Below are 23,523 nucleotides of genomic sequence, written 5' to 3' on the forward strand. Positions count from 1 at the left end.
TCAGGCGTCCTCCCCGGCGGGCTGGTAATGGCCAACCGAACCGGCAACCGCCTCGACGGCGGCGACAATACGGGAATAGGTACCGCACCGGCACAGGTTTCCGGTCATGGCGGTCACAATGTCCTGACGAGATGGCGACGGATTGTTGTTCAGAAGGTGCGCTGCGGTCATGATCTGGCCCGACTGACAGTATCCGCACTGGGGAACGCCCTGATCAATCCAGGCCTGTTGCAACGGGTGCAACTGGCCATCTTCGGACAAACCTTCGATAGTGGTCACGGAAGCGCCGTCTACCGACGCCACCGGTGTTGAACAGGAGCGCGCTGGCTGACCGTTAACATGAACCGTGCAAGCGCCGCACAAGCCGGCACCGCAACCAAACTTGGTGCCCTTGAGCCCAACTTCATCCCGAATCACCCACAACAGAGGCGTATCGGAATCAACATCAACTGTGTGCCTTTGGCCGTTAATCGTCAGGCTGAATGCCATGGGCCTTTCCTTTTATTATTTGCTGGAAGACGAATTCGTTCACTTGATCACTTCTTTGCCATCCTGGTCTACCCAGATCTTGCGATCACCGGTGTTCATTCTGCCATTGGAATCCCAGACTTCACGATCTTTGGTGGCACTCTCCACCTTGCCGTTGTCGTCCCAGATCACCCGGTCTTTGCAACCCGCCAGAGTGAACAGGCCGGCCATAACAATCACCACCAGAGAACCCTTTTTCATCATCAATAACCTCATCAGCTGTTTGAAATGCAGTACCGTGATTCGTTGATCACCGGCGGCCATGCAATTCCCGATTATTCTGTTTGTCCCGGTCGCTCTTGCGAACCATGACATAGACCGCGCCGGTTCCACCATGGTGTTTCTGGGCCGAGTGAAAGGCCAGTACGCTGTCCAGTTCCGGAAGCCACTTCGCCAGGTAGCTTTTCAACTGGGCAATGCCATCGGGGTTGCGCTCACCCTTACCGTGCAAAATGATGACTGAACGCAAGCCGTAGCGCACACAATCGTTGATAAACGCAAATACCTCCCGGCGGGCTTCCTCAACGGTCATCCGGTGCAGATCCAGCCTGGCTTCGATCGGGTACTGCCCCAGCCGGAGCTTGCGGAACACACCATGCTGAATACCGGGCCGCATCCAGCTAAGGACGTCATGGGCCGTCAGCGGCTCAACCATGTCAGAAGTCAGCGGGTTCAGGTCACGAACCGGCTTTTCAACGGCCGCTTTCTGCCGTTCCAGATGCCCGGGCGTCAGCTCCCTGGGGGTCGACACTTGGGCCCGATTGGGTTTCCGAATACGCCGGACATCCTTCATCTCTTCAAGAAACGCCAGGCGTTCATCTTTACTGGTCATGAGCTATCTGTTTCTGGATTGACGAATGTCAGAACTCTACCACCGTGCCGGGCTACCATAAAGAAAAGCCCTGAGACACGTTTCGACCAAAATCGTAGGGCATAACATGGCTCCGCTGAACTACACTGCAAGCGGACAACAATAACTACGGAACAGCGGCGAAGGCCGACCAACTCCGACCCACGACGGATTGCGATATGGCAGCAGCGAACCAGGACACATCCCGCCCCCAGAACACCCGAGCCATCATGACATTTCTGCGGGAACATGCACCTTTTTCCAGCATGGATGACACCCACCTGGCCCATTTTGCTGAACATGCCACCCTGAGATTCTACGCCGATGAAGACGTGGTGCTCTCGCCGGATGACGGCGTAGTAAAGCGCTTTTACATCGTTAAACAAGGCCGTATTCGGGGCGAACGCCACAACGAAAAAGAGGATCGGGCAGAAACCACCTTCGAAATCAGCCAGGGCGAATGCTTTCCGCTGGCTGCCCTGATTGGCGAGCGTCCTACCCGTACCCTGCACCGGGCCTCCGGAGACACCTTCTGCCTGAGCATTGAACAAAAAGCGTTCATCACCCTGTTCTCCGAAAGCGAACCCTTCCGGGACTTCTGCCTGCGCGGTGTCAGCAGCCTGCTGGATCAGGTCAACCAGCGCATCCAGTCCAAGGCGATGGCCTCGATCGGGTCCAGCAATAGCCTGGATACCCCGCTTGAACGTTACGCCCTGCGCAATCCCATCGTTTGCTCGCCTGACCTGCCGGTGCGCAAGGCGGTGGCCCGCATGCATGAGAATAATGTCGGCAGCATCATTATTACGGATGACAACCGCCACCCCAAGGGCATCTTCACGCTGCGCGATTTGCGCACCATGATTGCCGAGGAACGAGGCCCCCTCGACACCCCTATCCGGCAGGTCATGACAGCAGATCCCTGCTGTTTACCCTCAACAGCCGATGCCTTTGAAGCCGCCATGTTGATGGCCGAGCACCACTTTGCACATCTGTGCGTGGTCGATGAGGAAAATCATCTGATTGGGGTGGTCTCCGAGCGGGACCTGTTCTCCCTCCAGCGCGTGGACCTGGTGAACCTGGCCCGGACCATCGGTACAGCCACCCACCTGCGCACGCTGGTGAGCCTGCGCACCGACGTTTCCCGCCTGGTGGATTCCATGCTGGCCCACGGCGCGGACTCCGGGCAGGTGGTCAAGATCATCACCACGCTCAACGATGTGACCGTTCGGCGGGTACTGGAACTGAACCTGAAGAAAAACGATCCCGGTATCCCTTTCACCTGGCTGACCTTTGGCAGCGAAGGCCGGCAGGAGCAAACACTGCTGACCGACCAGGACAACGGCATCCTGTTCGAGACGCCCGAGGGCATGACCGAGGACCAGGTTAGGGAAAAACTGCTGCCGTTCGCACGCAAGGTGAATGATGAATTGGCCGAGTGTGGCTTTACCCTGTGTAAAGGCAACATCATGGCAAGCAACCCGAAACTGTGTCTGAGTGATCGGGAGTGGGATGACTGGTTCGTTCGGTTTATCGACGCCTCCACCCCCCAGAATCTGGTGTACTCATCCATCTTCCTCGATATGCGCTCAGTATTCGGGCCAACGGAGCCATTGCACCGATTGCTGGAGAAAGTTCTGGACAGGATTCGCAAGAACGCCCTGTTCCAGAAGATGCTGGCGGGCAATGCGCTGCAACGCAAACCACCGCTCACCATGTTCAGGAACTTTCGCTATCTGAATGACGAGAAAAAGCATTCTCTGGACCTGAAACGACAAGGCCTGGCGCCGTTTGTCGAATCCGTCCGGGTATTCGCCCTGGCCCACGGGGTGGAAGCTGCCAATACGCTGGAGCGAATGGACGCCCTGTCCCGAAAGGGGGTTTTCGACGCCAAAGATGCAAACGCGTGGAAAGAGGCGTACAGCCTGATCCAGGCCATCCGTATGCGTGCCCACCAGGAGATGCTGGACAGGGGCGAGGAACTGACCAACTACATTGATCCGGACGACCTGAACCCGCTCGACCGACGCATCCTGCGGGAGTCTTTCCGCCAGGCTCAAAGGCTGCAGCAAAAGCTGGAAGTCACTTACCAACTCTAGGTACCGGAAACACCATGCTCGACTACATCAAGCAATGGCTGGCACAGCGAAGGGGCGGCGCCGTTGGCAATCACGATCCTGAGAACCTGCCCACGCCGAAAACGGTGAGCGACCAGCCGCTAACCCGGTGCCGCCTGATCGTACTGGACCTTGAGACCACCGGACTGAATGCCTCGAAAGATGAAGTCATCGCCATCGGCGCTGTGGCTATTGAGGGCGGGGTCATTCACCTGAATGATCAGTTTGATCTGATCCTGCGCCGACCGGAGCTCGATATCCGGGAAACCGTGCTGATCCATGGTATCGGGCCGGAGGCCCTGACCCAGGGCCACGAAACCGAAGATGCCCTGCTCTACCTGCTGGAGTGGATGAACGGCGACCCAATCCTTGCCTACCACTCCGCATTCGACCAGAAATTCCTGGAAAAAACCCTGAAAGCCCAGCTTGGCTACACCACCCCCCACGTCTGGATGGACGTTGCCGAGCTACTACCGGCGATATTCCCAAAAGCAGAAACCAAGGGGCGCAGCCTCGACCACTGGGCCGACTTCTTCAAACTCGAAGTTAGTGAACGGCATCACGCCGCTGCCGATGCCCTGGTGACCGCAGAACTGACACTCATGGCCCTGAACCGGGCGCAAAAAAATGGCGTCAAGAACCTGAAAGAACTGGCTGAAAAGCTGCATTATCAGCGCCGTTTACAGAATATGCACCGCTACTGACGACCTGCTTCAGCGCCTGATGTCCTTGACCAATTACAAGGCAAGTTACTGAGAGTTAGACCATTTGCCAATATCCATAATTCCATTGACCAGTAAAGTCGGAGAAGACAACAAGTCGGAGAAGTACTACATGAATAATAAATTCTCTATCCGCAACACCCCACAAGTAATCCACCCAACCTCCACAACAACAATACAGGAGTGATGTGTATGTCAGGTCATAGCTACGACGCTGAGAACTACTGGAAGGCGAACTTGCGCCTGATATTCGGGAGCCTGATTATCTGGGCCCTGGTGTCTTATGGCTTCGCCATTCTGTTACGTCCCATGCTGGCGGGCATTCCGGTCGGTGGCACCGATCTCGGTTTCTGGTTCGCCCAGCAAGGCTCCATTCTTACCTTCATTGCCCTGATCTTCTTCTACGCCTGGCGTATGAACAAGATCGACGAGCAATTCGGCGTACATGAGGAGTAAGACACCATGAGCCAATTTGCAATCAACCTGCTTTTCGTCGGGGGTTCCTTCCTCCTGTATATCCTGATCGCTGTGTGGGCGAAAGCCGGCAGCACCAGCGATTTCTACGTTGCCGGCGGCGGCGTTCACCCGGTCACCAACGGTATGGCGATCGGTGCCGACTGGATGTCTGCCGCGTCCTTCATTTCCATGGCGGGCCTGATCGCCGCCGGTGGTTATGCTAACTCCACGTTCCTGATGGGCTGGACCGGCGGTTACGTTCTGCTGGCCATGCTGCTGGCTCCTTACCTGCGTAAGTTCGGCAAGTTCACGGTTCCCGAGTTCATCGGTGATCGCTATTACAGTCCAAACGCACGTCTGGTGGCGGTAATCTGCTTGATCGTCGCGTCTGTGACCTACGTAATTGGCCAGATGGCCGGTGCTGGTGTTGCCTTCTCCCGCTTCCTGGAAGTAGAGGCTACCAACGGCCTGATGATCGCTGCGGTTGTGGTCTTTATCTACGCCGTGCTCGGCGGCATGAAAGGCATCACCTACACCCAGGTGGCCCAGTACTGCGTTCTGATCATCGCCTACACCATTCCGGCGGTGTTCATTTCCCTGCAGCTGACCGGCAACCCGATCCCGATGTTCGGTATGTTCTCAACCCATACTGAATCCGGCCTGCCATTGCTTGAAAAACTGAACATGGTGGTCACCGACCTTGGCTTCCGGGAATACACGGCGGACATCGACAATAAACTGAACATGGTTCTGTTTACCCTGTCCCTGATGATCGGTACGGCTGGCCTGCCCCACGTTATCATCCGTTTCTTCACCGTTCCCAAGGTAGCTGACGCTCGTTGGTCCGGCGGCTGGGCCCTGGTCTTCATCGCCCTGCTTTACCTGACTGCTCCGGCTGTTGCTTCCATGGCTCGTCTGAACCTGATGACCACCATCTACCCGGAAGGCACTGCAGCCCAGCCCATCGAATATGATGCGCGTCCTGCCTGGATTGCCACCTGGGAAGAAACTGGCCTGATCAAGTTCGAGGATAAGAACAACGATGGCCGCATCCAGGTGTATAACGACGGCAACGCCGATTTCGCAGCCACCGCAGCAGAGCGCGGCTGGGAAGGCAACGAGCTGTCTGTTAACAACGACATCCTGGTACTGGCCAACCCGGAAATCGCCAACCTGCCCGGCTGGGTTATTGGTCTGATTGCTGCCGGTGGTCTGGCTGCGGCTCTGTCAACGGCGGCAGGTCTGTTGCTGGCTATTTCTTCGGCGGTGAGTCACGACCTGATCAAAGGCCGAATCAACCCCAACATCACCGATAAGGGCGAACTGTTGGCGGCACGGATCTCCATGGCCGTTGCCATCGTCGTCGCCACCTGGCTAGGCGCCAACCCGCCCGGGTTCGCGGCACAGGTGGTCGCTCTGGCCTTTGGTATCGCTGCGGCCTCCCTGTTCCCCGCGCTGATGATGGGTATTTTCTCCAAGCGTGTGAACAACATAGGCGCAACCCTGGGCATGTTGTCCGGTCTGATCTTCACACTGGTCTACATCTTCATCTACAAGGGCTGGTTCTTCATTCCGGGCACCAACAACCTGCCAGATACCGCCGAGTTCTGGGTGCTGGGTATCTCCCCGCTGTCCATCGGTGCGGTTGGTGCTCTGGTCAACTTTGCGGTAGCCTTCGGGGTATCCAAAGTGACTGCCGAGCCGCCTGTTGAAATCCAGGAGCTGGTTGAAAGCGTCCGTTACCCACGCGGTGCCGGCAGCGCTCAAGACCACTAAGCTGAAAGACAGCCTGATTCATTGAAACGAATGACGGGTTGAGACCGAACGGGCTTCCTCACTGAGGGAGCCCGTTCTTTTTTGAGTTAAGGAATCCAATCCTATGTTCTGGACTTTTGTTGCCACTATTGTTTGCGGTCTCGGGGCTGCAGGCATCGCCATGGGCATCCGCGCCGCCACCGCAAAGCGTGCACCCCGATGGATCATTCCAGTGTTTGCAGGTGCCGGCATGCTCGGCTACCTTGTTTATGGCGAATATTCTTGGTATGACCACAAGCGATCATTACTCCCTGAAGAAGCGGTTGTCGTGGCGACTGAGCAGGAGAAGATTTTCTTCCGTCCCTGGACCTTCGTATTTCCCTATGTCACCGCCTTCTCCACCGTCGACACGAGTGATTTCCGCCGGGACACCAGCGACAACGATATTGTTCGCTTCACCCTCTACCGATTTGAGCAAACCGTGACAGACGCCGTATCACACCGGGCTCACCTGATCCATTGCCAGAGCCGGGAGCTGGTTCCCCTTGGTTCAGATGGCGTGCCACGGGTGGACAATATGAAGTTGCTGACCGCAAACGATCCTCTATACAGAACCGTGTGCGGTAACTGACATCGGATAACCGGATAACAACAAAGCATGATTAGCGCCTGGCTGCTGATAGTTATATCCATTAGCTACATTTCCCTGTTGTTCGTCATTGCCTGGGCGGGTGACCGACACCCGGGATTGTATCGACGCAGGCTGGCGCGAACCCACATCTACGCTCTATCACTGGCCGTCTACTTTACCTCCTGGACATTCTACGGTGCCGTGGGGCGAGCCACCCAGGAAGGCTTTGCCTTTCTTCCCATCTACCTGGGGCCGCTACTGGTATTCCTGTTCTTTGCACCGCTCTTGCGGCGCATTATTTACATCAGTAAACGCAACAACAGCACCTCCATTGCCGACTTTATCGCCTCCCGTTACGGCAAGTCCCAGGTGCTGGCGGCCATGGTGGCCATCTTTGCCCTGATTGGCAGCGTTCCTTATATCGCCCTGCAACTCAAAGCCATTGCGCTGGGCTTTAACGTACTGACCGAGGGGGGAATCGGCTACCAGGAACTGAGCACGGCTGCCTGGAATGATTCCGCCTGGTACATCACCCTGGCGCTGGCCGTCTTTACCGTGTTATTCGGCACCCGACACCTTGAATCAACCGAGCATCATCGAGGCATGATCCAGGCGGTCGCCTTTGAATCACTGATCAAACTGGTGGCCTTCATCGCCGTTGGCCTGTTTGTTGGTTACGGCCTTTATAATGGTTTTGGCGACCTGTTCAGCCGGGTGAAACAGGCCGACCTGGTGGGCACCCTGACCACCAGTTCCCTCGAGACACCTGCGTTCCTCACTCAAACCCTGGTCGCCATGCTGGCGATTGTCTGCCTTCCCCGCCAGTTTCACGTCATGGTTGTGGAAAATGCTGATCACCGTGACTTTGAGACAGCGCGGTGGGCCATGCCGATTTACCTGGTCATTGCCAGCGCCTTTGTTCTGCCCATTGCAGCTGCCGGACTACTGAACTCCGATCTCGCCGGCGGTGATCCCGACATTATCATCCTGCAACTGCCCATCGTAGCGGGTGAGCAGTGGCTGGCCGTGCTAGCCTTCCTCGGCGGCGGCTCAGCCGCAGCGGCCATGGTTATTGTCTGTTCTGTGGCCATTGCCACCATGGTCAGCAACGAAATCATCATGCCCGGGCTGTTGCGTTTTTTCCGGCCCGGCATGAACCGCAGGACAGACCTGAGCTTCCTTCTGCTCACCATTCGCCGGGTGGCCATCTTTGTCGTGCTGTTTACCGCTTACGGTTTTTACCGGATGGCGGGCGCCGATTACAGCCTCACCGCTTTCGGCCTGCTGTCCTTTGCCGCCGCCGCCCAGTTTGGGCCAGCCCTGGTGGGCGGCATCATCTGGCGGCGCGGGAATTTTACCGGGGCCGCCTGGGGCCTCGGTCTTGGCTTCCTGATGTGGTGCTACACCCTGCTGTTGCCAGCCCTGGTGTCCACCGGCTGGATTGCCGACACGCTGATCGAACAGGGGCTGTTTGGCCTGAACTGGACCCGCCCGACAGCCCTGTTCGGCTCTGAGCTGGACCAGATCAGCCACGGCATTATCTGGAGCCTCGGCATAAACACCGGCACCTACATCCTGCTGTCACTGGTAACCCGGCAGCGCATCCGCGAACGAATCCAGATTGCCGCCTTCTTCCATGAAGCCCAGCCAAAACCGGAAAGCGCACAACATCAGAGCTGGCAGGGCGAAGTTCTGACCTCCGATCTCCAGGCCCTGACCGATCGATTCATGGGTGAGGAACGCTCCGAGAGCGTCTTCCGCAATTACGAGCGCCGCAACGCCATCAGGCTGTACCCGCACCGGCCCGCCTCTACCCACCTGATGAAATACATCGAGCGCCAACTGGCCTCGGTTATTGGTGCGTCTACAGCCCGTGTCGTCCTGGAGTCCACCCTGACCGGGCGGGATATGCAGATCGAGGATGTGGTCAGCATCGTAGATGAAGCGTCTCAGGCCATGACCTTCAGCCGCGAGCTGCTGCAATCCGCAATCGAGAACATCAGCCTGGGTGTATCGGTGGTCAATCATCAACAGCAGTTGGTGGTTTGGAACCACCGCTACCTGGAGCTGTTCAATTACCCGAAAGGATTCGTCCGGGTTGGCCGGCCGGTTGAAGACCTGATGCGTTACAACCTGACTAACGCCAACCTGTCAGCGAGACGCATAGATGACATCATCGATAACCGCTGCAACAGCATGCGCGAAGGCAAACCCATGTCTTACGAACGTCAGCGCCCGGATGGCACCGTTGTCCGGGTGGATGGTAGTCCCATCCCCGGGGGTGGCTATGTCACCACGTTCCAGGACATTACAGCCATGCGTCGCACCGAGCAGGCCCTGAAGGAGACCAACATCTACCTGGAGCAACGGGTACGGGAACGTACTCAGGAACTGCAGGTGATCAACGAGCAGATGCTGAAAGCAAAATCAGTCGCGGAACAGGCCAACCAGAGCAAGACCCGGTTTCTTGCCTCGGCCAGCCACGACCTGCTTCAACCATTGAATGCCGCACGGCTATTCACCTCCGCCCTGTCAGGCAAGGTTATTGAAGGTGATACCCGTGAACTGGTTGAGCACATCGACAGCTCACTTGGCGCGGCTGAAGAGATCATCAGCACCTTGCTCGATATCTCCAAGCTGGACGCCGGGGCACTGGAGCCGGATATCGGCGTGTTCCCGGTCAACGAACTGCTCCGCCACCTGGCAACGGAATTCTCTGCTATCGCCAAAGATCAGGAGCTGGACCTGCATGTTGTTCCCAGCAGTGCCTGGGTACGATCAGACGTCAAGTTGCTACGCCGGGTAGTCCAGAACTTCCTGTCCAACGCCATTCGCTACACGGCCAGTGGCAAGATACTGATGGGCTGCCGTCGGCTCAAAGGCTACCTGCGCATTGAGGTCTGGGACACCGGCCCAGGAATGTCCGAAGACCAGCTCACCCATGTTTTCGAGGAGTTCCGGCGCTTCCAGCATGGCCGTGACAAGAAGGGGCTGGGTCTTGGCCTGGCCATTGTGGACCGCATCAGCGGCATGCTGAACCACCCGGTCACCGTGCACTCGGTTCAGGGCAAAGGGAGCGTTTTCGGTATCACCGTACCACTTGCGCCGCCAGACCTGAGCCGCGCCGAATCCAACAAGCCCGGCGCCAGCACAAGGCGGGTATCCAGTCTGGGAGGCTTGCATGTTCTGTGTATCGATAACGATCCGGCCATACTTCAGGGTATGGTCGCGTTACTGGGTAACTGGCAGTGTGATGTGACTGCGGCCGAAAGCCTGGAAGATGCCCTGGAAAAACTGGCAGACCGCTTACCGGATATTATACTTGCCGATTATCAGCTTGATGATAACCGCAATGGGCTGGATGCTATGGACAGCATCAGAGACAAACTTGGCCATGGCATACCGGGCATTCTGATTACCGGTTATATGGCGCCAGAGGTACGGGAAGACGCTGGAAACCGCGGCTATCAGGTTCTCTACAAGCCGGTTAAACCGGCGGCACTGAGAGCGCTCGTCAACAAACTACTTAAACAGAAGCGCGCATGAACCAGACCGACAGGAAAGACGCGATCAACCCCTTTGGAAAACTCAACTTCCTGGTGGTTGATGATTTCGAGAACTTCCGTCTATCGATGCGCCAGATGCTCAGAAGCTGTGGCGCAGACAAGATCGAGCTGGTGGCTCACGCCACCCCGGCAATCCAGTACTGCACCTACAACCACGTAGATGTTGTCCTGTGTGATTACAACCTGGGGGAAGGCAAGAACGGCCAGCATATTCTTGAGGAGCTCCGGCACAAAACGCTTCTGAGCCGCTCCTCCCTGTTCTTGATGGTGACCGCCGAAACGTCCAAAGAGATGGTCATGGGCGCCCGTGAATACCAACCGGATGCTTACCTTACCAAGCCGTTGAACCGCGCCATGCTGGAGAAGCGCCTTGGCGCTCTGGTTCAGCAACGTAGTGCCTTGCTACCGATTACCCGTGAAATGGATCGGGAGAACTACCCTGAGGCCATTTCACAGTGCCTACAGCTACTGCCCAAACAACCAAGGTACAAAACCTGGCTAATGAAAACCCTGGGCGAACTCTATTTCATCGTCGGCGATCTGTCACACGCCCTGAAAGTGTATGACGAGGTACTTGCGCGGCGGGAGCTTTCCTGGGCCCGACTGGGCCGTTGCAAGGTATTGTTGGGTAACAGAAACTTTGACGACTCTGTGGAAGGTTTGAAAGCACTGATCGCCAAACACCCCGATTACATGGAAGCCTACGACCTGTTGGCCGAAGGGCTGGAAAAGCAGGGCAAAGCAGTACAAGCCCAGCAGATCCTGGAAAAAGCCGCAGAACACTCACCAAACGCCCTGCTACGCCAGAAGCACCTGGCGCTACTGGCCAGTACCAACCAGGACATAGACACCGCCTCACAGGCCTGGCGGCAGACGGTGACACTGGGAACCTATTCGATTCACGATAACTCTGATCACTACCTGTCGCTGGCTCAAAGCCTCTCCGACCTTAGCGAAGGACACCCGGAAGCCGAAGGTGCGGAACATGCGGCAGAAGCCTTGAATGTGCTATCGAAGATGGAAAAGCGTTTCGCCGACGACGACAGCATTGGCCTGAAAAGTCGTATTGTGCAATGCCGTGTTCACGCCGGACAGGGCAACCAGAAATCTGCAGAAAAACTGCTGGGCGACTTACGGGCAGAATTGGAAACACTGGAAGACATCCCAGCAGATCTGGGCCTCGACTATGCCAAGACCCTGTTCAGGTTGGGGCATGATGAAGACGCCAAGTCGTTGCTATCGGATCTGGCGGCTCGTTACGGAGACAACCCGGAAACTCTGCAGAAAATTGAAAACCTTCTCGATGAACCCGTTGGCTTCCGCCAGAAAATAGAAGCCCGGGGATACAACCGGGATGGAATCAAAGCATTCGAATCCGGCGATCTGGACGGCGCGGTCGAGGCTTTCAACCGAGCCTTGGCGATCGTTCCGGATCATGCCGCTCTGAATCTCAACCTGATTCAGGTGTTACTGCGAAAGTATGATCAGGCTCCTGACGATCATAGCCTGCTCACTACCTGCCAGGAATGCCTCAGGCGGCTCGAAGGACTGCCTGAACAACACAGACAGCACCGCCGTTACAGCGCACTGGCCAGAAAACTGAAAGGACTGACTGCATGACTGACCACAACATCGACTTTTCAATGGTACTGGCTTCAGCCGTGCATGACATGAAAAACTCCCTGGGCATGCTGCTGAACACCCTTGATGAACTCCGTACCGAACATGAAGAGTCACTGTCCGGCTCCAGCAAGTTCAATATGCTGCAGTACGAGGCCGAGCGCATGCACAATGACCTTGTTCAGCTGCTGGGCATCTATCGGCTGGGTGAGAACAATCTGTCAGCCCACATTGATGAACACTTTGTACCGGATTTTCTCTCCGAGCATATGGCACGACACGTCCCCCTGCTTGATGGCCTGGGCATCGATTACGCCATCGAAGCCGATGACATCAATGGTTTCTTTGATGACGATCTGCTTACCGGGGTGCTCAACAACACCATCAATAACGCCATCCGTTATACCAAAACCAGAATCCGCCTGACCGCCCGGGAACAGGATGGCTATCTGGTGCTTGGTGTGGAAGATGACGGCACAGGCTATCCGGAGAGCATGCAACATACCGGAACGCTCAGCTTCAAATCCCTCGACTTCAACAGCGGCAGCACAAGCCTTGGTCTTTTCTTCGCGTCTTCCGTGGCCAAGCTGCATACAGACGGCGACCGCACCGGTTCAATAACGCTGCACAACGGTGGGAAATATGGTGGAGGGGTGTTTGAAATCTGGCTGCCCTGATCGTGCCTTCCTGGAAAAATCAAATGAGCGTCGCAAAACTGACTCTCTGGCGCCCTCTCCCCTGTATATTTTTTGAACTCCGCTTATAGTGCGACAAGCAATCCTGCATTACCAATGCAGCTACAGAATCGTGATGGCGGAGCAAGGACAGGGAGCACACTTACAATGGCACGGGCGCACGCACTGATTATCGAAGATTCGTCGACTGCCAGGATCATCCTGGCCCGGCTCCTCGAACGATCAGACATCAGTAGCAAAGGAGTCTCAACGGCAGAGGAAGCATTCTCGCTACTCCAGCACGAGTCCTATGACGTTATCTTTCTGGATCACCTTCTACCGGGCATGAACGGATTTCAGGCTCTGGAACAACTCAAAAGCCAGCCTCACACACGCGACATACCTGTTTTCATGTACACCTCACAGAACGCCGAGCGCTACATTGACGAAGCAAAGACCCTTGGCGCTGCTGGCGTTATTCGCAAGCAGATTGATCGAGAGCACCTGCAGAAAACTCTGGATACCTTACTGGTAAACAGCCCGGAACCCGAGTACAGCGAAGCTTTCAGAATCGCGGTGGAAGAAACTGGCAGAACAGCACAGGAGAATACCGAGCAGGCTACCCGTAAACTCACCGGTCGGATGTCGACCCTGGAAGTAGCCTATGAAGAGCTTGAGGAAGAGTTAAGGGAGCTCAGGCAAGCCAGCGAAAACGCCCAGCGCCAACACGCCGATCGTATCAACCGTCAAAGCCGAAGCATCCGATGGCTGATGGCTACGGCAGTGTTACTGGTCGTAGCGCTAGTATGGGTTAGCAGCTGGCAGGCCAACATCCTGGACAATCACATTGAGCACACCAATGAACAGTTTGAATTGATGCACAGCATTGTAGGTGGGGTGATCGAATTGATCAGCCGATAACGGGCCCAAAATAAAAAAGCCCCAACATCAAGGATGCTGGGGCTTTTGGTATTAAGAGCCTGACGATGACCTACTCTCACATGGGCGAACCACACTACCATCGGCGCTGGTCTGTTTCACTTCTGAGTTCGGGATGGGATCAGGTGGTTCCAGACCGCTATGGTCGTCAGGCAAAACGGATGATCACTGGGAAGGACGAGATGGAACGTGATGTTGATTTCTATGGAGCGTGGCGTTTGCCCTGCTCTGCGTTATCCGCAATTGTCTTGGGTGTTATATAGTCAAGCCGCACGAGCAATTAGTACTGGTTAGCTCAACGCCTCACAGCGCTTACACACCCAGCCTATCAACGTCCTGGTCTTGAACGGCTCTTCAGGAGGCTCAAGGCCTCAGGGAGATCTCATCTTGGAAGGGGCTTCCCGCTTAGATGCTTTCAGCGGTTATCCTGTCCGAACATAGCTACCGGGCAATGCGTCTGGCGACACAACCCGAACACCAGCGGTTCGTCCACTCCGGTCCTCTCGTACTAGGAGCAGCTTTCCTCAAATCTCCAACGTCCACGGCAGATAGGGACCGAACTGTCTCACGACGTTCTAAACCCAGCTCGCGTACCACTTTAAATGGCGAACAGCCATACCCTTGGGACCGGCTTCAGCCCCAGGATGTGATGAGCCGACATCGAGGTGCCAAACACCGCCGTCGATGTGAACTCTTGGGCGGTATCAGCCTGTTATCCCCGGAGTACCTTTTATCCGTTGAGCGATGGCCCTTCCATACAGAACCACCGGATCACTATGACCTACTTTCGTACCTGCTCGACGTGTCTGTCTCGCAGTCAAGCGGGCTTGTGCCATTACACTAACCGTACGATGTCCGACCGTACTTAGCCCACCTTTGTGCTCCTCCGTTACGCTTTGGGAGGAGACCGCCCCAGTCAAACTACCCACCACACAGTGTCCTCAACCCCGATAAGGGGTCAGAGTTAGAACCTCAAACATGCCAGGCTGGTATTTCAAGGTTGGCTCCACCGGAACTGGCGTCCCGGGTTCAAAGCCTCCCAGCTATCCTACACAAGCATGCTCAAAGTTCACTGTGAAGCTATAGTAAAGGTTCACGGGGTCTTTCCGTCTAGCCGCGGATACACCGCATCTTCACGGCGATTTCAATTTCACTGAGTCTCGGGTAGAGACAGCGCCCCCATCGTTACGCCATTCGTGCAGGTCGGAACTTACCCGACAAGGAATTTCGCTACCTTAGGACCGTTATAGTTACGGCCGCCGTTTACCGGGGCTTCGATCAAGAGCTTCGCACGAGTGCTAACCCCATCAATTAACCTTCCGGCACCGGGCAGGCGTCACACCCTATACGTCCACTTACGTGTTTGCAGAGTGCTGTGTTTTTAATAAACAGTCGCAGGGGCCTGGTATCTTCGACCGGCTTCCGCTCCACCCGCAGGGGCTTCACGTACACACCGGCGTGCCTTCTCCCGAAGTTACGGCACCATTTTGCCTAGTTCCTTTACCCGAGTTCTCTCAAGCGCCTTGGTATTCTCTACCTGACCACCTGTGTCGGTTTGGGGTACGGTCTCGAATAGCCTGAAGCTTAGAAGATTTTCCTGGAAGCAGGGCATCAATGACTTCGCACCCTTGGGCACTCGTCGTCGCGTCTCAGAATTGTGGACCCGGATTTGCCTAAGTCCACTCCCTACTCGCTTAAACCGGGACAACCGTCGCCCGGCTCACCTAGCCTTCTCCGTCTCTCCATCGCAGCTATCCAAGGTACGGGAATATTAACCCGTTTCCCATCGACTACACCTTTCGGTCTCGCCTTAGGGGCCGACTCACCCTGCGCCGATTAGCGTTGCGCAGGAACCCTTGGTCTTCCGGCGTGCGGGTTTTTCACCCGCATTGTCGTTACTCATGTCAGCATTCGCACTTCTGATACCTCCAGCATGCTTCTCAACACACCTTCGCAGGCTTACAGAACGCTCCCCTACCCCGCATACAAAGTATGCAGCCGCAGCTTCGGTGACCAGTTTGAGCCCCGTTACATCTTCCGCGCAGGCCGACTCGACTAGTGAGCTATTACGCTTTCTTTAAAGGATGGCTGCTTCTAAGCCAACCTCCTAGCTGTCTGAGCCTTCCCACATCGTTTCCCACTTAACTGGTACTTTGGGACCTTAGCTGGCGGTCTGGGTTGTTTCCCTCTTCACGACGGACGTTAGCACCCGCCGTGTGTCTCCCGGATAGTACTCACAGGTATTCGGAGTTTGCATCGGGTTGGTAAGTCGAGATGACCCCCTAGCCGAAACAGTGCTCTACCCCCTGTGGTATTCGTCCGAGGCGCTACCTAAATAGCTTTCGGGGAGAACCAGCTATCTCCGGGCTTGATTAGCCTTTCACTCCGATCCACAAGTCATCCCCTGGCTTTTCAACGACAGTGGGTTCGGTCCTCCAGTGCCTGTTACGGCACCTTCAACCTGCTCATGGATAGATCGCCCGGTTTCGGGTCTATGCCCAGCGACTAATTCGCCCTATTCAGACTCGGTTTCCCTACGGCTCCCCTAAACGGTTAACCTCGCCACTGAACATAAGTCGCTGACCCATTATACAAAAGGTACGCCGTCACAGAACAAGTCTGCTCCGACTGCTTGTACGCATACGGTTTCAGGGTCTATTTCACTCCCCTCACAGGGGTTCTTTTCGCCTTTCCCTCACGGTACTGGTTCACTATCGGTCAGTCAGGAGTATTTAGCCTTGGAGGATGGTCCCCCCATGTTCAGTCAACGTTTCTCGTGCGCCGACCTACTCGATTTCACTGGACTCAGGTTTCGGATACGGGGCTATCACCCACTATGGCGGCACTTTCCAGGGCCTTCTCCTACCAGTTGTCCAGCTTAAGGGCTGGTCCCCGTTCGCTCGCCGCTACTTAGGGAATCTCGGTTGATTTCTTTTCCTCGGGGTACTTAGATGTTTCAGTTCCCCCGGTTCGCCTCTTGCACCTATGGATTCAGTACAAGATACCTGGCCGAAACCAGGTGGGTTTCCCCATTCAGAGATGTCCGGATCACAGCTCGTTTGCCAGCTCCCCGAACCTTATCGCAGGCTTCCACGTCTTTCATCGCCTCTGACTGCCAAGGCATCCACCGTATGCGCTTAGTTGCTTGACTATATAACCCCAAGACAACTGTGTTCCATCCATCGACCGCCTGGTAAACCAGGAAGACGATAACTGGAGACAGTTCCTTGAAGCGATATAACAACCACTTCAACGACAACACCGGATAACGCTTGAAATCGCTATCACTTTGAACAGTTCCTCTCGGAGATAATGAGAGAAATCTATTCGTGTTCTATCTCGTCCAATTTGTTAAAGAGCAAATCTGACCCAGTGATCAGAAAGAAGGACTTCGCTTAACAACCGATGTCATTAAATCGAAATACTTGTTTCTGCACACTGCTAACCGGAGTTAGTCAGTAAAGTTTGGTGGAGCTAGGCAGGATCGAACTGCCGACCTCCTGCGTGCAAGGCAGGCGCTCTCCCAGCTGAGCTATAGCCCCTCATCGAAACCACTCACCAAGCCGACCAGATGCCGTACTCGGAAAATCGTTCAGATCTAGGCGCTTTCAGGTGTAGCGTGCGAGTAGCACGTGAGCCTGGAAGCAACGACGAGCTGAGCGATTTTGGTGGGTCTGGGTGGACTTGAACCACCGACCTCACCCTTATCAGGGGTGCGCTCTAACCACCTGAGCTACAGACCCGGTTTTGCTTGTCATACAACAAGCCAAGTCGGGTCTGAAAGACCCTTTTGCTCTCTTTATTAGCCAACCAAGTAATTCGTGTGGACTCTGACCGAAGCATTCGGCTTCGTTTAAGGAGGTGATCCAGCCGCAGGTTCCCCTACGGCTACCTTGTTACGACTTCACCCCAGTCATGAACCACACCGTGGTAATCGTCCTCCCGAAGGTTAGACTAACTACTTCTGGTGCAATCCACTCCCATGGTGTGACGGGCGGTGTGTACAAGGCCCGGGAACGTATTCACCGCGACATTCTGATTCGCGATTACTAGCGATTCCGACTTCACGGAGTCGAGTTGCAGACTCCGATCCGGACTACGACGCGTTTTAAGGGATTGGCGCACTCTCGCGAGTTGGCAGCCCTCTGTACGCGCCATTGTAGCACGTGTGTAGCCCTGGCCGTAAGGGCCATGATGACCTGACGTCATCCCCACCTTCCTCCGGTTTGTCACCGGCAGTCTCCCTGGAGTTCTCAGCATTACCTGCTAGCAACCAGGGATAGGGGTTGCGCTCGTTACGGGACTTAACCCAACATCTCACGACACGAGCTGACGACGGCCATGCAGCACCTGTCTCAGAGTTCCCGAAGGCACCAATCCATCTCTGGAAAGTTCTCTGGATGTCAAGGCCAGGTAAGGTTCTTCGCGTTGCGTCGAATTAAACCACATGCTCCACCGCTTGTGCGGGCCCCCGTCAATTCATTTGAGTTTTAACCTTGCGGCCGTACTCCCCAGGCGGTCAACTTAGTGCGTTAGCTGCGCCACTAAGACTTCAAGAGTCCCAACGGCTAGTTGACATCGTTTACGGCGTGGACTACCAGGGTATCTAATCCTGTTTGCTCCCCACGCTTTCGCACCTCAGTGTCAGTGTTGGTCCAGGTAGCCGCCTTCGCCACTGGTGTTCCTTCCTATATCTACGCATTTCACCGCTACACAGGAAATTCCACTACCCTCTACCACACTCTAGTCAGACAGTTCGAAATGCCGTTCCCAGGTTAAGCCCGGGGCTTTCACATCTCGCTTACCTAACCACCTACGCGCGCTTTACGCCCAGTAATTCCGATTAACGCTTGCACCCTCCGTATTACCGCGGCTGCTGGCACGGAGTTAGCCGGTGCTTCTTCTGCGAGTAACGTCAATCCCTGAAGGTATTAACTTCAGAGCCTTCCTCCTCGCTGAAAGTGCTTTACAACCCGAAAGCCTTCTTCACACACGCGGCATGGCTGGATCAGGGTTGCCCCCATTGTCCAATATTCCCCACTGCTGCCTCCCGTAGGAGTTCGGGCCGTGTCTCAGTCCCGATGTGGCTGATCATCCTCTCAGACCAGCTACGGATCGTCGCCTTGGTAGGCCTTTACCCCACCAACTAGCTAATCCGACTTAGGCTCATCCAGTAGCGCAAGGTCCGAAGATCCCCTGCTTTCTCCCGTAGGACGTATGCGGTATTAATCCGGGTTTCCCCGGGCTATCCCCCACTACTGGGCAGATTCCTAAGCATTACTCACCCGTCCGCCGCTCGTCAGCGGGGTGCAAGCACCCCCTGTTACCGCTCGACTTGCATGTGTTAAGCCTGCCGCCAGCGTTCAATCTGAGCCATGATCAAACTCTTCAGTTTAAATCATACAAGAACTCGAAAGTTCTTAATTCTTGCTCAAGACAAAACTCAATTTCGACGAGTCACTGTCCTGATATTTCGTATCCGAAATACCTCGGCCAGCGCCCACACGAATTACTTGGTTAACTTTTTAAAGAGCGTTTGAGCTGTTGCTCAATCAAGGCCGCGTATTCTACATCGTTCCGCTGCCCTGTCAACCGTTTATTTTTCGCTGTTTCCGCTTCCGAAAACCGCCGAAAAACTGTCCGGCTTACTGCCTGTTTCGAGGTGCGCATTCTACACTGAACCGCCTTCCTGTCAACCGCTTTCTGAAGAATCTTTCGAACTTTTTCTTCAGTGCTTTCAAGCAGTTATCGCTGAGGTTTTGCCTCTTCTCAGTGGCCAGCCCCTCAAGCGAGATGCGCATTCTACAGACCTCAGCCGAGGAGTCAACGGTGGATTTGAACTTTTTTCGGAAGGTTCCTTTCCAGCCCTCACAAAGCCCTTATCCAGTCTCTCAGTCTAGCTCCACTTTAACCTGCTGCGCTACCTTGATTGCACGCTGGCGCGCTTCTTCTATGGTACTGCCTTTAGCGAGGGCAACGCCCATACGTCGACGCCCTTTCAACTCCGGCTTACCGAACAGGCGAACCTGGGTATCAGGCTCTGCCAGGGCATGTTCCAGCCCCGAGAACACCACGTTACCGGAATCTCCCTCCGGCAGGATGACCGCCGACGCGGTTGGGCCCTGCTGGCGAATGGCAGGGATGGGCATACCCAAAATGGCGCGGGCATGTAACGCGAACTCCGAAAGGTCCTGGGACATCAAGGTGACGAGACCAGTATCGTGGGGTCTGGGAGAAACCTCCGAGAACCATACCTGGTCACCCTTAATGAACAGCTCAACACCGTAGATACCGTAGCCACCCAGATTCTCTACCACTGCCCGTGCAATCTCTGTTGCTCGGGTAAACGCCGCATCGGACATGGGGTGTGGCTGCCATGACTCACGGTAATCGCCGTCTTCCTGCCTGTGACCAATTGGATCACAGAATGAAATACCATCGCGATGCCTGACCGTCAGCAAGGTGATTTCATAGTCGAAGTCCACAAAGCCTTCGACGATCACCCTACCCTTGCCAGCCCGACCACCGGTTTGGGCGTACTCCCAAGCAGCCTCTACCTCCGCTGTACTCTTCACCGTACTCTGCCCTTTACCGGACGAGCTCATAACTGGCTTCACCACCAATGGCACCCCGACCTCATCAATGGCAGCCAGATACTCTTCCCTGGTACCGGCAAACCGGTACTTGGAGGTGCTTAGCCCAAGCTCCTCAGCCGCAAGCCGGCGGATACCTTCGCGATTCATGGTCAGATTGACCGCCCGGGCTGTGGGCACCACGTTGTAGCCTTCTTCCTCCAACCGGACCAGCTCGGCGGTGGCAATCGCCTCAATCTCCGGAACGATCAGGTCCGGCTTCTCCGCTTCAACGATAGCGCGCAACGCTGCACCATCCAGCATATCGATAACGTGGCTCCGATGCGCAACCTGCATGGCGGGCGCATTCTCGTATCGGTCGACTGCAATCACTTCTATGCCGAAACGTTGCAGCTCTATAACCACCTCTTTACCGAGCTCCCCGGCACCGCAAAAAAGCACACGGGTAGCCGATGACTTTAGAGGCGTGCCGATACGCACCGTTCTGTTTGAACCAGTCATATAGTTTGATGTCCTGTTACTGTCAGAGTGCGACCTGCTTTTCCCGTTCCGCCACTTTCAGCAGAACCTCCCGTCGCTCGTCATTACTCATGGTGGTCCAGCGGAGGATTTCATCCCCTGTGCGCTGGCAACCGATACACATGTCATTTTCATCCAGCGCGCAAACATTCACGCATGGCGATCGAACCTTGTCGGCCACCTTCATCTTCAGATATCCACCTTTGTCAGTGTCGCCAGGTAGCGCTCTGCATTTTTTACATAGTGCATTGCGCTGAACTCGAGCATTTTTTTCTGGTTATCGTTGAGTTCGCGGCGAATTTTCCCTGGAGAGCCCACTACCATCGAGCCATCCGGCACTTCCATACCCTCCGGGATCAGAGTATTTGCTCCGATCAGACAGTGTTTGCCAATCTTCGCGCCGTTCAGAATCACCGCATTGATCCCAACCAGGGTGTAGTCGCCAATCTGGCATCCGTGCAGCATGGCTTTGTGGCCAACAGTCACCCCACGCCCAAGGGTTAGCGGAATGCCCGGGTCGGTATGCAGTACTGAGCCATCCTGTATGTTCGATTCGGGGCCGATCGTAATCAGTTCGTTATCACCACGAATGACAACATTGAACCAGATACTCGATTTTTCCATCAGCTTTACGCGCCCGATCACCGTGGCGTTGTGGGCGACAAACTGGCCATCGCCTTCTTTTTCTGGCTGGTATTGATCAATTCTGTAAAACATCAATCTCTCCGGCTAATTCAACGGGGTGGCTCGAGAATATCGATTCCGGCATCGTACACAGCATTCAGAAAATCGACCAGCACCACCGCCGACAACCCCCATATCTGATACTGCTGCCAACGATAGCAGGGCACGTAAAGAGTGCTGTTCAGAAAACTGAGCGTGTCGGTACGCTCCCTTCGATCTTCCAGGAGCCAGGAGATCGGAACACGGAAGACACTTTCGATCTCGTGGGGGTTCGGCTCCAGGGGATGATCGCCAGGCACAACGCCCACGTATGGAGTGACAAGAATACGGTGCAACGACATAACCTGACTTAACGGCGCAATGACCTTTACCTGATCCGGGGGCAGACCGATTTCTTCGTGGGTTTCACGCAGTGCGGTTGCAATCAGGGAGGCGTCGTCAGGATCCCGCTTGCCGCCGGGATAGGCCACCTGACCCCGATGTGTTTTGAGGTTGGATGACCTCAGGGTAAAAATCATCTCCGGATCACGCTCGTTATCCGTAATGGGCACCAGGATACCGGCTTCAGGGTAGTCCAGTGCCAGTTGTCTGGGCGCGTAATTCGACAATCGCTCGGTTAACAGGTCTTGCACTCTTTACTCCGGCAACTTCCTGATATTGAGTGAGACACAGGCAGTCCGGATCGTTAAACTGACTACCAACGGACACTCAGTATACGGGGAAAACGATGAAGTATTGCAGCACTTGCGGCCAACCGGTTGAGCAACGCATTCCCGAAGGCGACAATCGGCACCGTTATGTTTGCATCAGCTGCGAGACCATACATTACCAGAACCCGCGGATTGTCGCCGGTACGGTTCCCGTATGGGAAGGCAGAATCCTGCTATGTCGCCGAGCCATCGAACCCCGGTATGGCTATTGGACTCTGCCGGCAGGCTTTATGGAAAATGCAGAAACGACGATAGAAGCAGCAGCCCGGGAAACCCGCGAGGAAGCACTGGCGGATGTGGACATTCAGGGGCTTTACTCCATCATTGATGTTCCGCACATCAACCAGGTCCACATGTTCTACCGTGCCACACTTAAAGACGGCCTATTCGGCGCCGGAGAAGAATCGCTGGAATCAAAGCTGTTCGAACCCGGCGATATTCCCTGGGATGAGATATCTTTCCCCACGGTGCGCAAGACCCTTGAGCTGTTCCTTGCGGATATGAAGTCTGAATCCTACAACGTCCATGTCACCGATATTCGCCACCCAATGGCGAAAAAAGCCTGATCAGAACGTTTCCAGGCGATACACCTCGTAGGCAGGTTCTTCATAAGGATGGGCCTGCTTGAGTGCATAGACTGCAGGCTTGATAAGCTCGTCGCTACACACCAGTTCCACCTTGAATTCCCTAACACGCTCAAGCTCTCCCTGGCTTCCCAGAAACGGATCGCTCCCCGCCAGGGGTCGGAACTGCCCCTCGCCTTCACACTGCCATGCGCAGCTGTCGTAATCCCCGATTTTTCCCGCGCCAGCATCAAATAATGCCTGCTTGGTTTGCTCAAGATGGCTCTCCGGTACGAAGTAGCAAAGCTTGTACATAGTCACCCTCAAATTGGTCAACTTTTATCCGGAACAAGGCATTACAAACTTACCCACAGAATCTGTGGATAACTCTGGGGAAAGTTTTTGGGAATCGGCCTCCAACCCCCACAGTTACTGACCTCCCCTCAAATTGGCGACAAAATCGCCCATTTGTTTTTATTTATATTTTTCAATATCTTACGATGCTAGAGCAAAAAATGAACGCAATTCTTGGACTTTGTTCACAGTTCAGCCAGCAAAGCACCAGGAATGTGCATAAAGTTCTCTAGTCAAGGCCTTGA

Annotated in this window: 18 protein-coding genes, 2 tRNA genes and 3 rRNA genes; 10 read left to right on the top strand and 13 right to left on the bottom strand. The window is 55.2% G+C overall.

The window, feature by feature from the left end:
* From QUE75_RS12205 to smrA, 3 genes are read right to left on the bottom strand one after another with little or no spacing between them, the layout of a single operon-like run.
* Complete coding sequence (locus QUE75_RS12205) at positions 1–489, bottom strand: (2Fe-2S)-binding protein (RefSeq protein WP_061332650.1); 489 nt, start codon at positions 487–489, stop codon at positions 1–3.
* A 39-nt stretch (positions 490–528) separates the two neighbouring features.
* On the bottom strand, positions 529–792 hold the full coding sequence (locus tag QUE75_RS12210) for a hypothetical protein (protein ID WP_286250446.1): 264 nt from the start codon (positions 790–792) through the stop codon (positions 529–531).
* Complete coding sequence (gene smrA / locus QUE75_RS12215; protein ID WP_286250448.1) at positions 779–1,360, bottom strand: DNA endonuclease SmrA; 582 nt, start codon at positions 1,358–1,360, stop codon at positions 779–781. The genes QUE75_RS12210 and smrA overlap by 14 nt, the downstream gene beginning before the upstream one ends.
* A gap of 197 nt (positions 1,361–1,557) precedes the next feature.
* Here smrA and QUE75_RS12220 point away from each other — a divergent pair, with 197 nt between their 5' ends.
* The 9 genes from QUE75_RS12220 to QUE75_RS12260 all read left to right on the top strand — a co-directional run bounded on the left by QUE75_RS12220 (position 1,558) and on the right by QUE75_RS12260 (position 13,837).
* The gene (locus tag QUE75_RS12220) at positions 1,558–3,474 is read left to right on the top strand and encodes a putative nucleotidyltransferase substrate binding domain-containing protein (protein WP_106693667.1); all 1,917 of its coding nucleotides are present in this window, start codon (positions 1,558–1,560) and stop codon (positions 3,472–3,474) included.
* A gap of 14 nt (positions 3,475–3,488) precedes the next feature.
* Entirely contained in the window at positions 3,489–4,196 is a 708-nt protein-coding gene (locus QUE75_RS12225; RefSeq protein WP_286250452.1) for a 3'-5' exonuclease, read from the top strand.
* A gap of 210 nt (positions 4,197–4,406) precedes the next feature.
* Positions 4,407–4,670, top strand: coding sequence for a DUF4212 domain-containing protein (locus QUE75_RS12230; RefSeq protein WP_058090360.1), 264 nt, complete (start codon positions 4,407–4,409; stop codon positions 4,668–4,670).
* A gap of 6 nt (positions 4,671–4,676) precedes the next feature.
* Positions 4,677–6,446, top strand: a complete 1,770-nt coding sequence (locus QUE75_RS12235; protein WP_106693663.1) for a sodium:solute symporter family protein — start codon at positions 4,677–4,679, stop codon at positions 6,444–6,446.
* 103 nt (positions 6,447–6,549) lie between these two features.
* Positions 6,550–7,056, top strand: coding sequence for a hypothetical protein (locus QUE75_RS12240; RefSeq protein WP_286250458.1), 507 nt, complete (start codon positions 6,550–6,552; stop codon positions 7,054–7,056).
* 27 nt (positions 7,057–7,083) lie between these two features.
* Complete coding sequence (locus QUE75_RS12245; protein WP_138435486.1) at positions 7,084–10,602, top strand: PAS domain-containing hybrid sensor histidine kinase/response regulator; 3,519 nt, start codon at positions 7,084–7,086, stop codon at positions 10,600–10,602.
* Positions 10,599–12,242 carry a response regulator gene (locus QUE75_RS12250; protein ID WP_286250461.1) on the top strand — a complete coding sequence of 548 codons (1,644 nt, stop codon included), beginning with the start codon at positions 10,599–10,601 and terminating at the stop codon, positions 12,240–12,242. The genes QUE75_RS12245 and QUE75_RS12250 overlap by 4 nt, the downstream gene beginning before the upstream one ends.
* Positions 12,239–12,919 carry a sensor histidine kinase gene (locus QUE75_RS12255; RefSeq protein WP_286250463.1) on the top strand — a complete coding sequence of 227 codons (681 nt, stop codon included), beginning with the start codon at positions 12,239–12,241 and terminating at the stop codon, positions 12,917–12,919. The genes QUE75_RS12250 and QUE75_RS12255 overlap by 4 nt, the downstream gene beginning before the upstream one ends.
* A gap of 165 nt (positions 12,920–13,084) precedes the next feature.
* Complete coding sequence (locus QUE75_RS12260) at positions 13,085–13,837, top strand: response regulator (protein WP_286250465.1); 753 nt, start codon at positions 13,085–13,087, stop codon at positions 13,835–13,837.
* A gap of 57 nt (positions 13,838–13,894) precedes the next feature.
* Here QUE75_RS12260 and rrf read toward each other — a convergent pair.
* The 9 genes from rrf to QUE75_RS12305 all read right to left on the bottom strand — a co-directional run bounded on the left by rrf (position 13,895) and on the right by QUE75_RS12305 (position 22,283).
* Positions 13,895–14,008: ribosomal RNA gene (gene rrf / locus QUE75_RS12265) — 5S ribosomal RNA — on the bottom strand.
* Between the two features lie 106 nt (positions 14,009–14,114).
* Positions 14,115–17,006 (bottom strand): 23S ribosomal RNA (locus QUE75_RS12270).
* Between the two features lie 315 nt (positions 17,007–17,321).
* Positions 17,322–17,397, bottom strand: a tRNA-Ala gene (locus tag QUE75_RS12275).
* A 124-nt stretch (positions 17,398–17,521) separates the two neighbouring features.
* Positions 17,522–17,598: transfer RNA gene (locus tag QUE75_RS12280), tRNA-Ile, on the bottom strand.
* Between the two features lie 111 nt (positions 17,599–17,709).
* Positions 17,710–19,250 (bottom strand): 16S ribosomal RNA (locus tag QUE75_RS12285).
* Together the 16S, 23S and 5S rRNA genes with 2 tRNA genes alongside form the textbook arrangement of a ribosomal RNA operon.
* A gap of 496 nt (positions 19,251–19,746) precedes the next feature.
* The gene (gene purT / locus QUE75_RS12290) at positions 19,747–20,949 is read right to left on the bottom strand and encodes a formate-dependent phosphoribosylglycinamide formyltransferase (RefSeq protein ID WP_061333147.1); all 1,203 of its coding nucleotides are present in this window, start codon (positions 20,947–20,949) and stop codon (positions 19,747–19,749) included.
* A gap of 22 nt (positions 20,950–20,971) precedes the next feature.
* Positions 20,972–21,154, bottom strand: coding sequence for a DUF1289 domain-containing protein (locus QUE75_RS12295; protein ID WP_072676999.1), 183 nt, complete (start codon positions 21,152–21,154; stop codon positions 20,972–20,974).
* A gap of 2 nt (positions 21,155–21,156) precedes the next feature.
* On the bottom strand, positions 21,157–21,684 hold the full coding sequence (locus tag QUE75_RS12300; protein ID WP_061333145.1) for a gamma carbonic anhydrase family protein: 528 nt from the start codon (positions 21,682–21,684) through the stop codon (positions 21,157–21,159).
* Between the two features lie 17 nt (positions 21,685–21,701).
* On the bottom strand, positions 21,702–22,283 hold the full coding sequence (locus tag QUE75_RS12305) for an NUDIX hydrolase (RefSeq protein WP_061333144.1): 582 nt from the start codon (positions 22,281–22,283) through the stop codon (positions 21,702–21,704).
* Between the two features lie 95 nt (positions 22,284–22,378).
* Here QUE75_RS12305 and QUE75_RS12310 point away from each other — a divergent pair, with 95 nt between their 5' ends.
* The gene (locus tag QUE75_RS12310; protein WP_061333143.1) at positions 22,379–22,927 is read left to right on the top strand and encodes an NUDIX hydrolase; all 549 of its coding nucleotides are present in this window, start codon (positions 22,379–22,381) and stop codon (positions 22,925–22,927) included.
* Here QUE75_RS12310 and QUE75_RS12315 read toward each other — a convergent pair whose 3' ends face one another.
* Complete coding sequence (locus QUE75_RS12315) at positions 22,928–23,239, bottom strand: Nif3-like dinuclear metal center hexameric protein (RefSeq protein WP_061333142.1); 312 nt, start codon at positions 23,237–23,239, stop codon at positions 22,928–22,930.
* Between the last annotated feature and the right edge of the window lie 284 nt (positions 23,240–23,523).

Origin of the sequence: Marinobacter shengliensis, assembly GCF_030297115.1 — a bacterium.
In the GTDB taxonomy this organism is placed as follows: domain Bacteria; phylum Pseudomonadota; class Gammaproteobacteria; order Pseudomonadales; family Oleiphilaceae; genus Marinobacter; species Marinobacter shengliensis.

What these genes read in the sequence shown, in the direction of transcription:
- purT (WP_061333147.1), bottom strand. Translation starts at nt 20,949, where the DNA reads ATGACTGGTTCAAACAGAACGGTGCGTATCGGCACGCCTCTAAAGTCA.
- QUE75_RS12300 (WP_061333145.1), bottom strand. Translation starts at nt 21,684, where the DNA reads ATGTTTTACAGAATTGATCAATACCAGCCAGAAAAAGAAGGCGATGGC.
- QUE75_RS12245 (WP_138435486.1), top strand. Translation starts at nt 7,084, where the DNA reads ATGATTAGCGCCTGGCTGCTGATAGTTATATCCATTAGCTACATTTCC.
- QUE75_RS12295 (WP_072676999.1), bottom strand. Translation starts at nt 21,154, where the DNA reads ATGAAGGTGGCCGACAAGGTTCGATCGCCATGCGTGAATGTTTGCGCG.
- QUE75_RS12240 (WP_286250458.1), top strand. Translation starts at nt 6,550, where the DNA reads ATGTTCTGGACTTTTGTTGCCACTATTGTTTGCGGTCTCGGGGCTGCA.
- QUE75_RS12235 (WP_106693663.1), top strand. Translation starts at nt 4,677, where the DNA reads ATGAGCCAATTTGCAATCAACCTGCTTTTCGTCGGGGGTTCCTTCCTC.
- QUE75_RS12260 (WP_286250465.1), top strand. Translation starts at nt 13,085, where the DNA reads ATGGCACGGGCGCACGCACTGATTATCGAAGATTCGTCGACTGCCAGG.
- QUE75_RS12225 (WP_286250452.1), top strand. Translation starts at nt 3,489, where the DNA reads ATGCTCGACTACATCAAGCAATGGCTGGCACAGCGAAGGGGCGGCGCC.
- QUE75_RS12220 (WP_106693667.1), top strand. Translation starts at nt 1,558, where the DNA reads ATGGCAGCAGCGAACCAGGACACATCCCGCCCCCAGAACACCCGAGCC.
- QUE75_RS12250 (WP_286250461.1), top strand. Translation starts at nt 10,599, where the DNA reads ATGAACCAGACCGACAGGAAAGACGCGATCAACCCCTTTGGAAAACTC.
- QUE75_RS12310 (WP_061333143.1), top strand. Translation starts at nt 22,379, where the DNA reads ATGAAGTATTGCAGCACTTGCGGCCAACCGGTTGAGCAACGCATTCCC.
- QUE75_RS12230 (WP_058090360.1), top strand. Translation starts at nt 4,407, where the DNA reads ATGTCAGGTCATAGCTACGACGCTGAGAACTACTGGAAGGCGAACTTG.
- smrA (WP_286250448.1), bottom strand. Translation starts at nt 1,360, where the DNA reads ATGACCAGTAAAGATGAACGCCTGGCGTTTCTTGAAGAGATGAAGGAT.
- QUE75_RS12205 (WP_061332650.1), bottom strand. Translation starts at nt 489, where the DNA reads ATGGCATTCAGCCTGACGATTAACGGCCAAAGGCACACAGTTGATGTT.
- QUE75_RS12315 (WP_061333142.1), bottom strand. Translation starts at nt 23,239, where the DNA reads ATGTACAAGCTTTGCTACTTCGTACCGGAGAGCCATCTTGAGCAAACC.
- QUE75_RS12255 (WP_286250463.1), top strand. Translation starts at nt 12,239, where the DNA reads ATGACTGACCACAACATCGACTTTTCAATGGTACTGGCTTCAGCCGTG.
- QUE75_RS12210 (WP_286250446.1), bottom strand. Translation starts at nt 792, where the DNA reads ATGGCCGCCGGTGATCAACGAATCACGGTACTGCATTTCAAACAGCTG.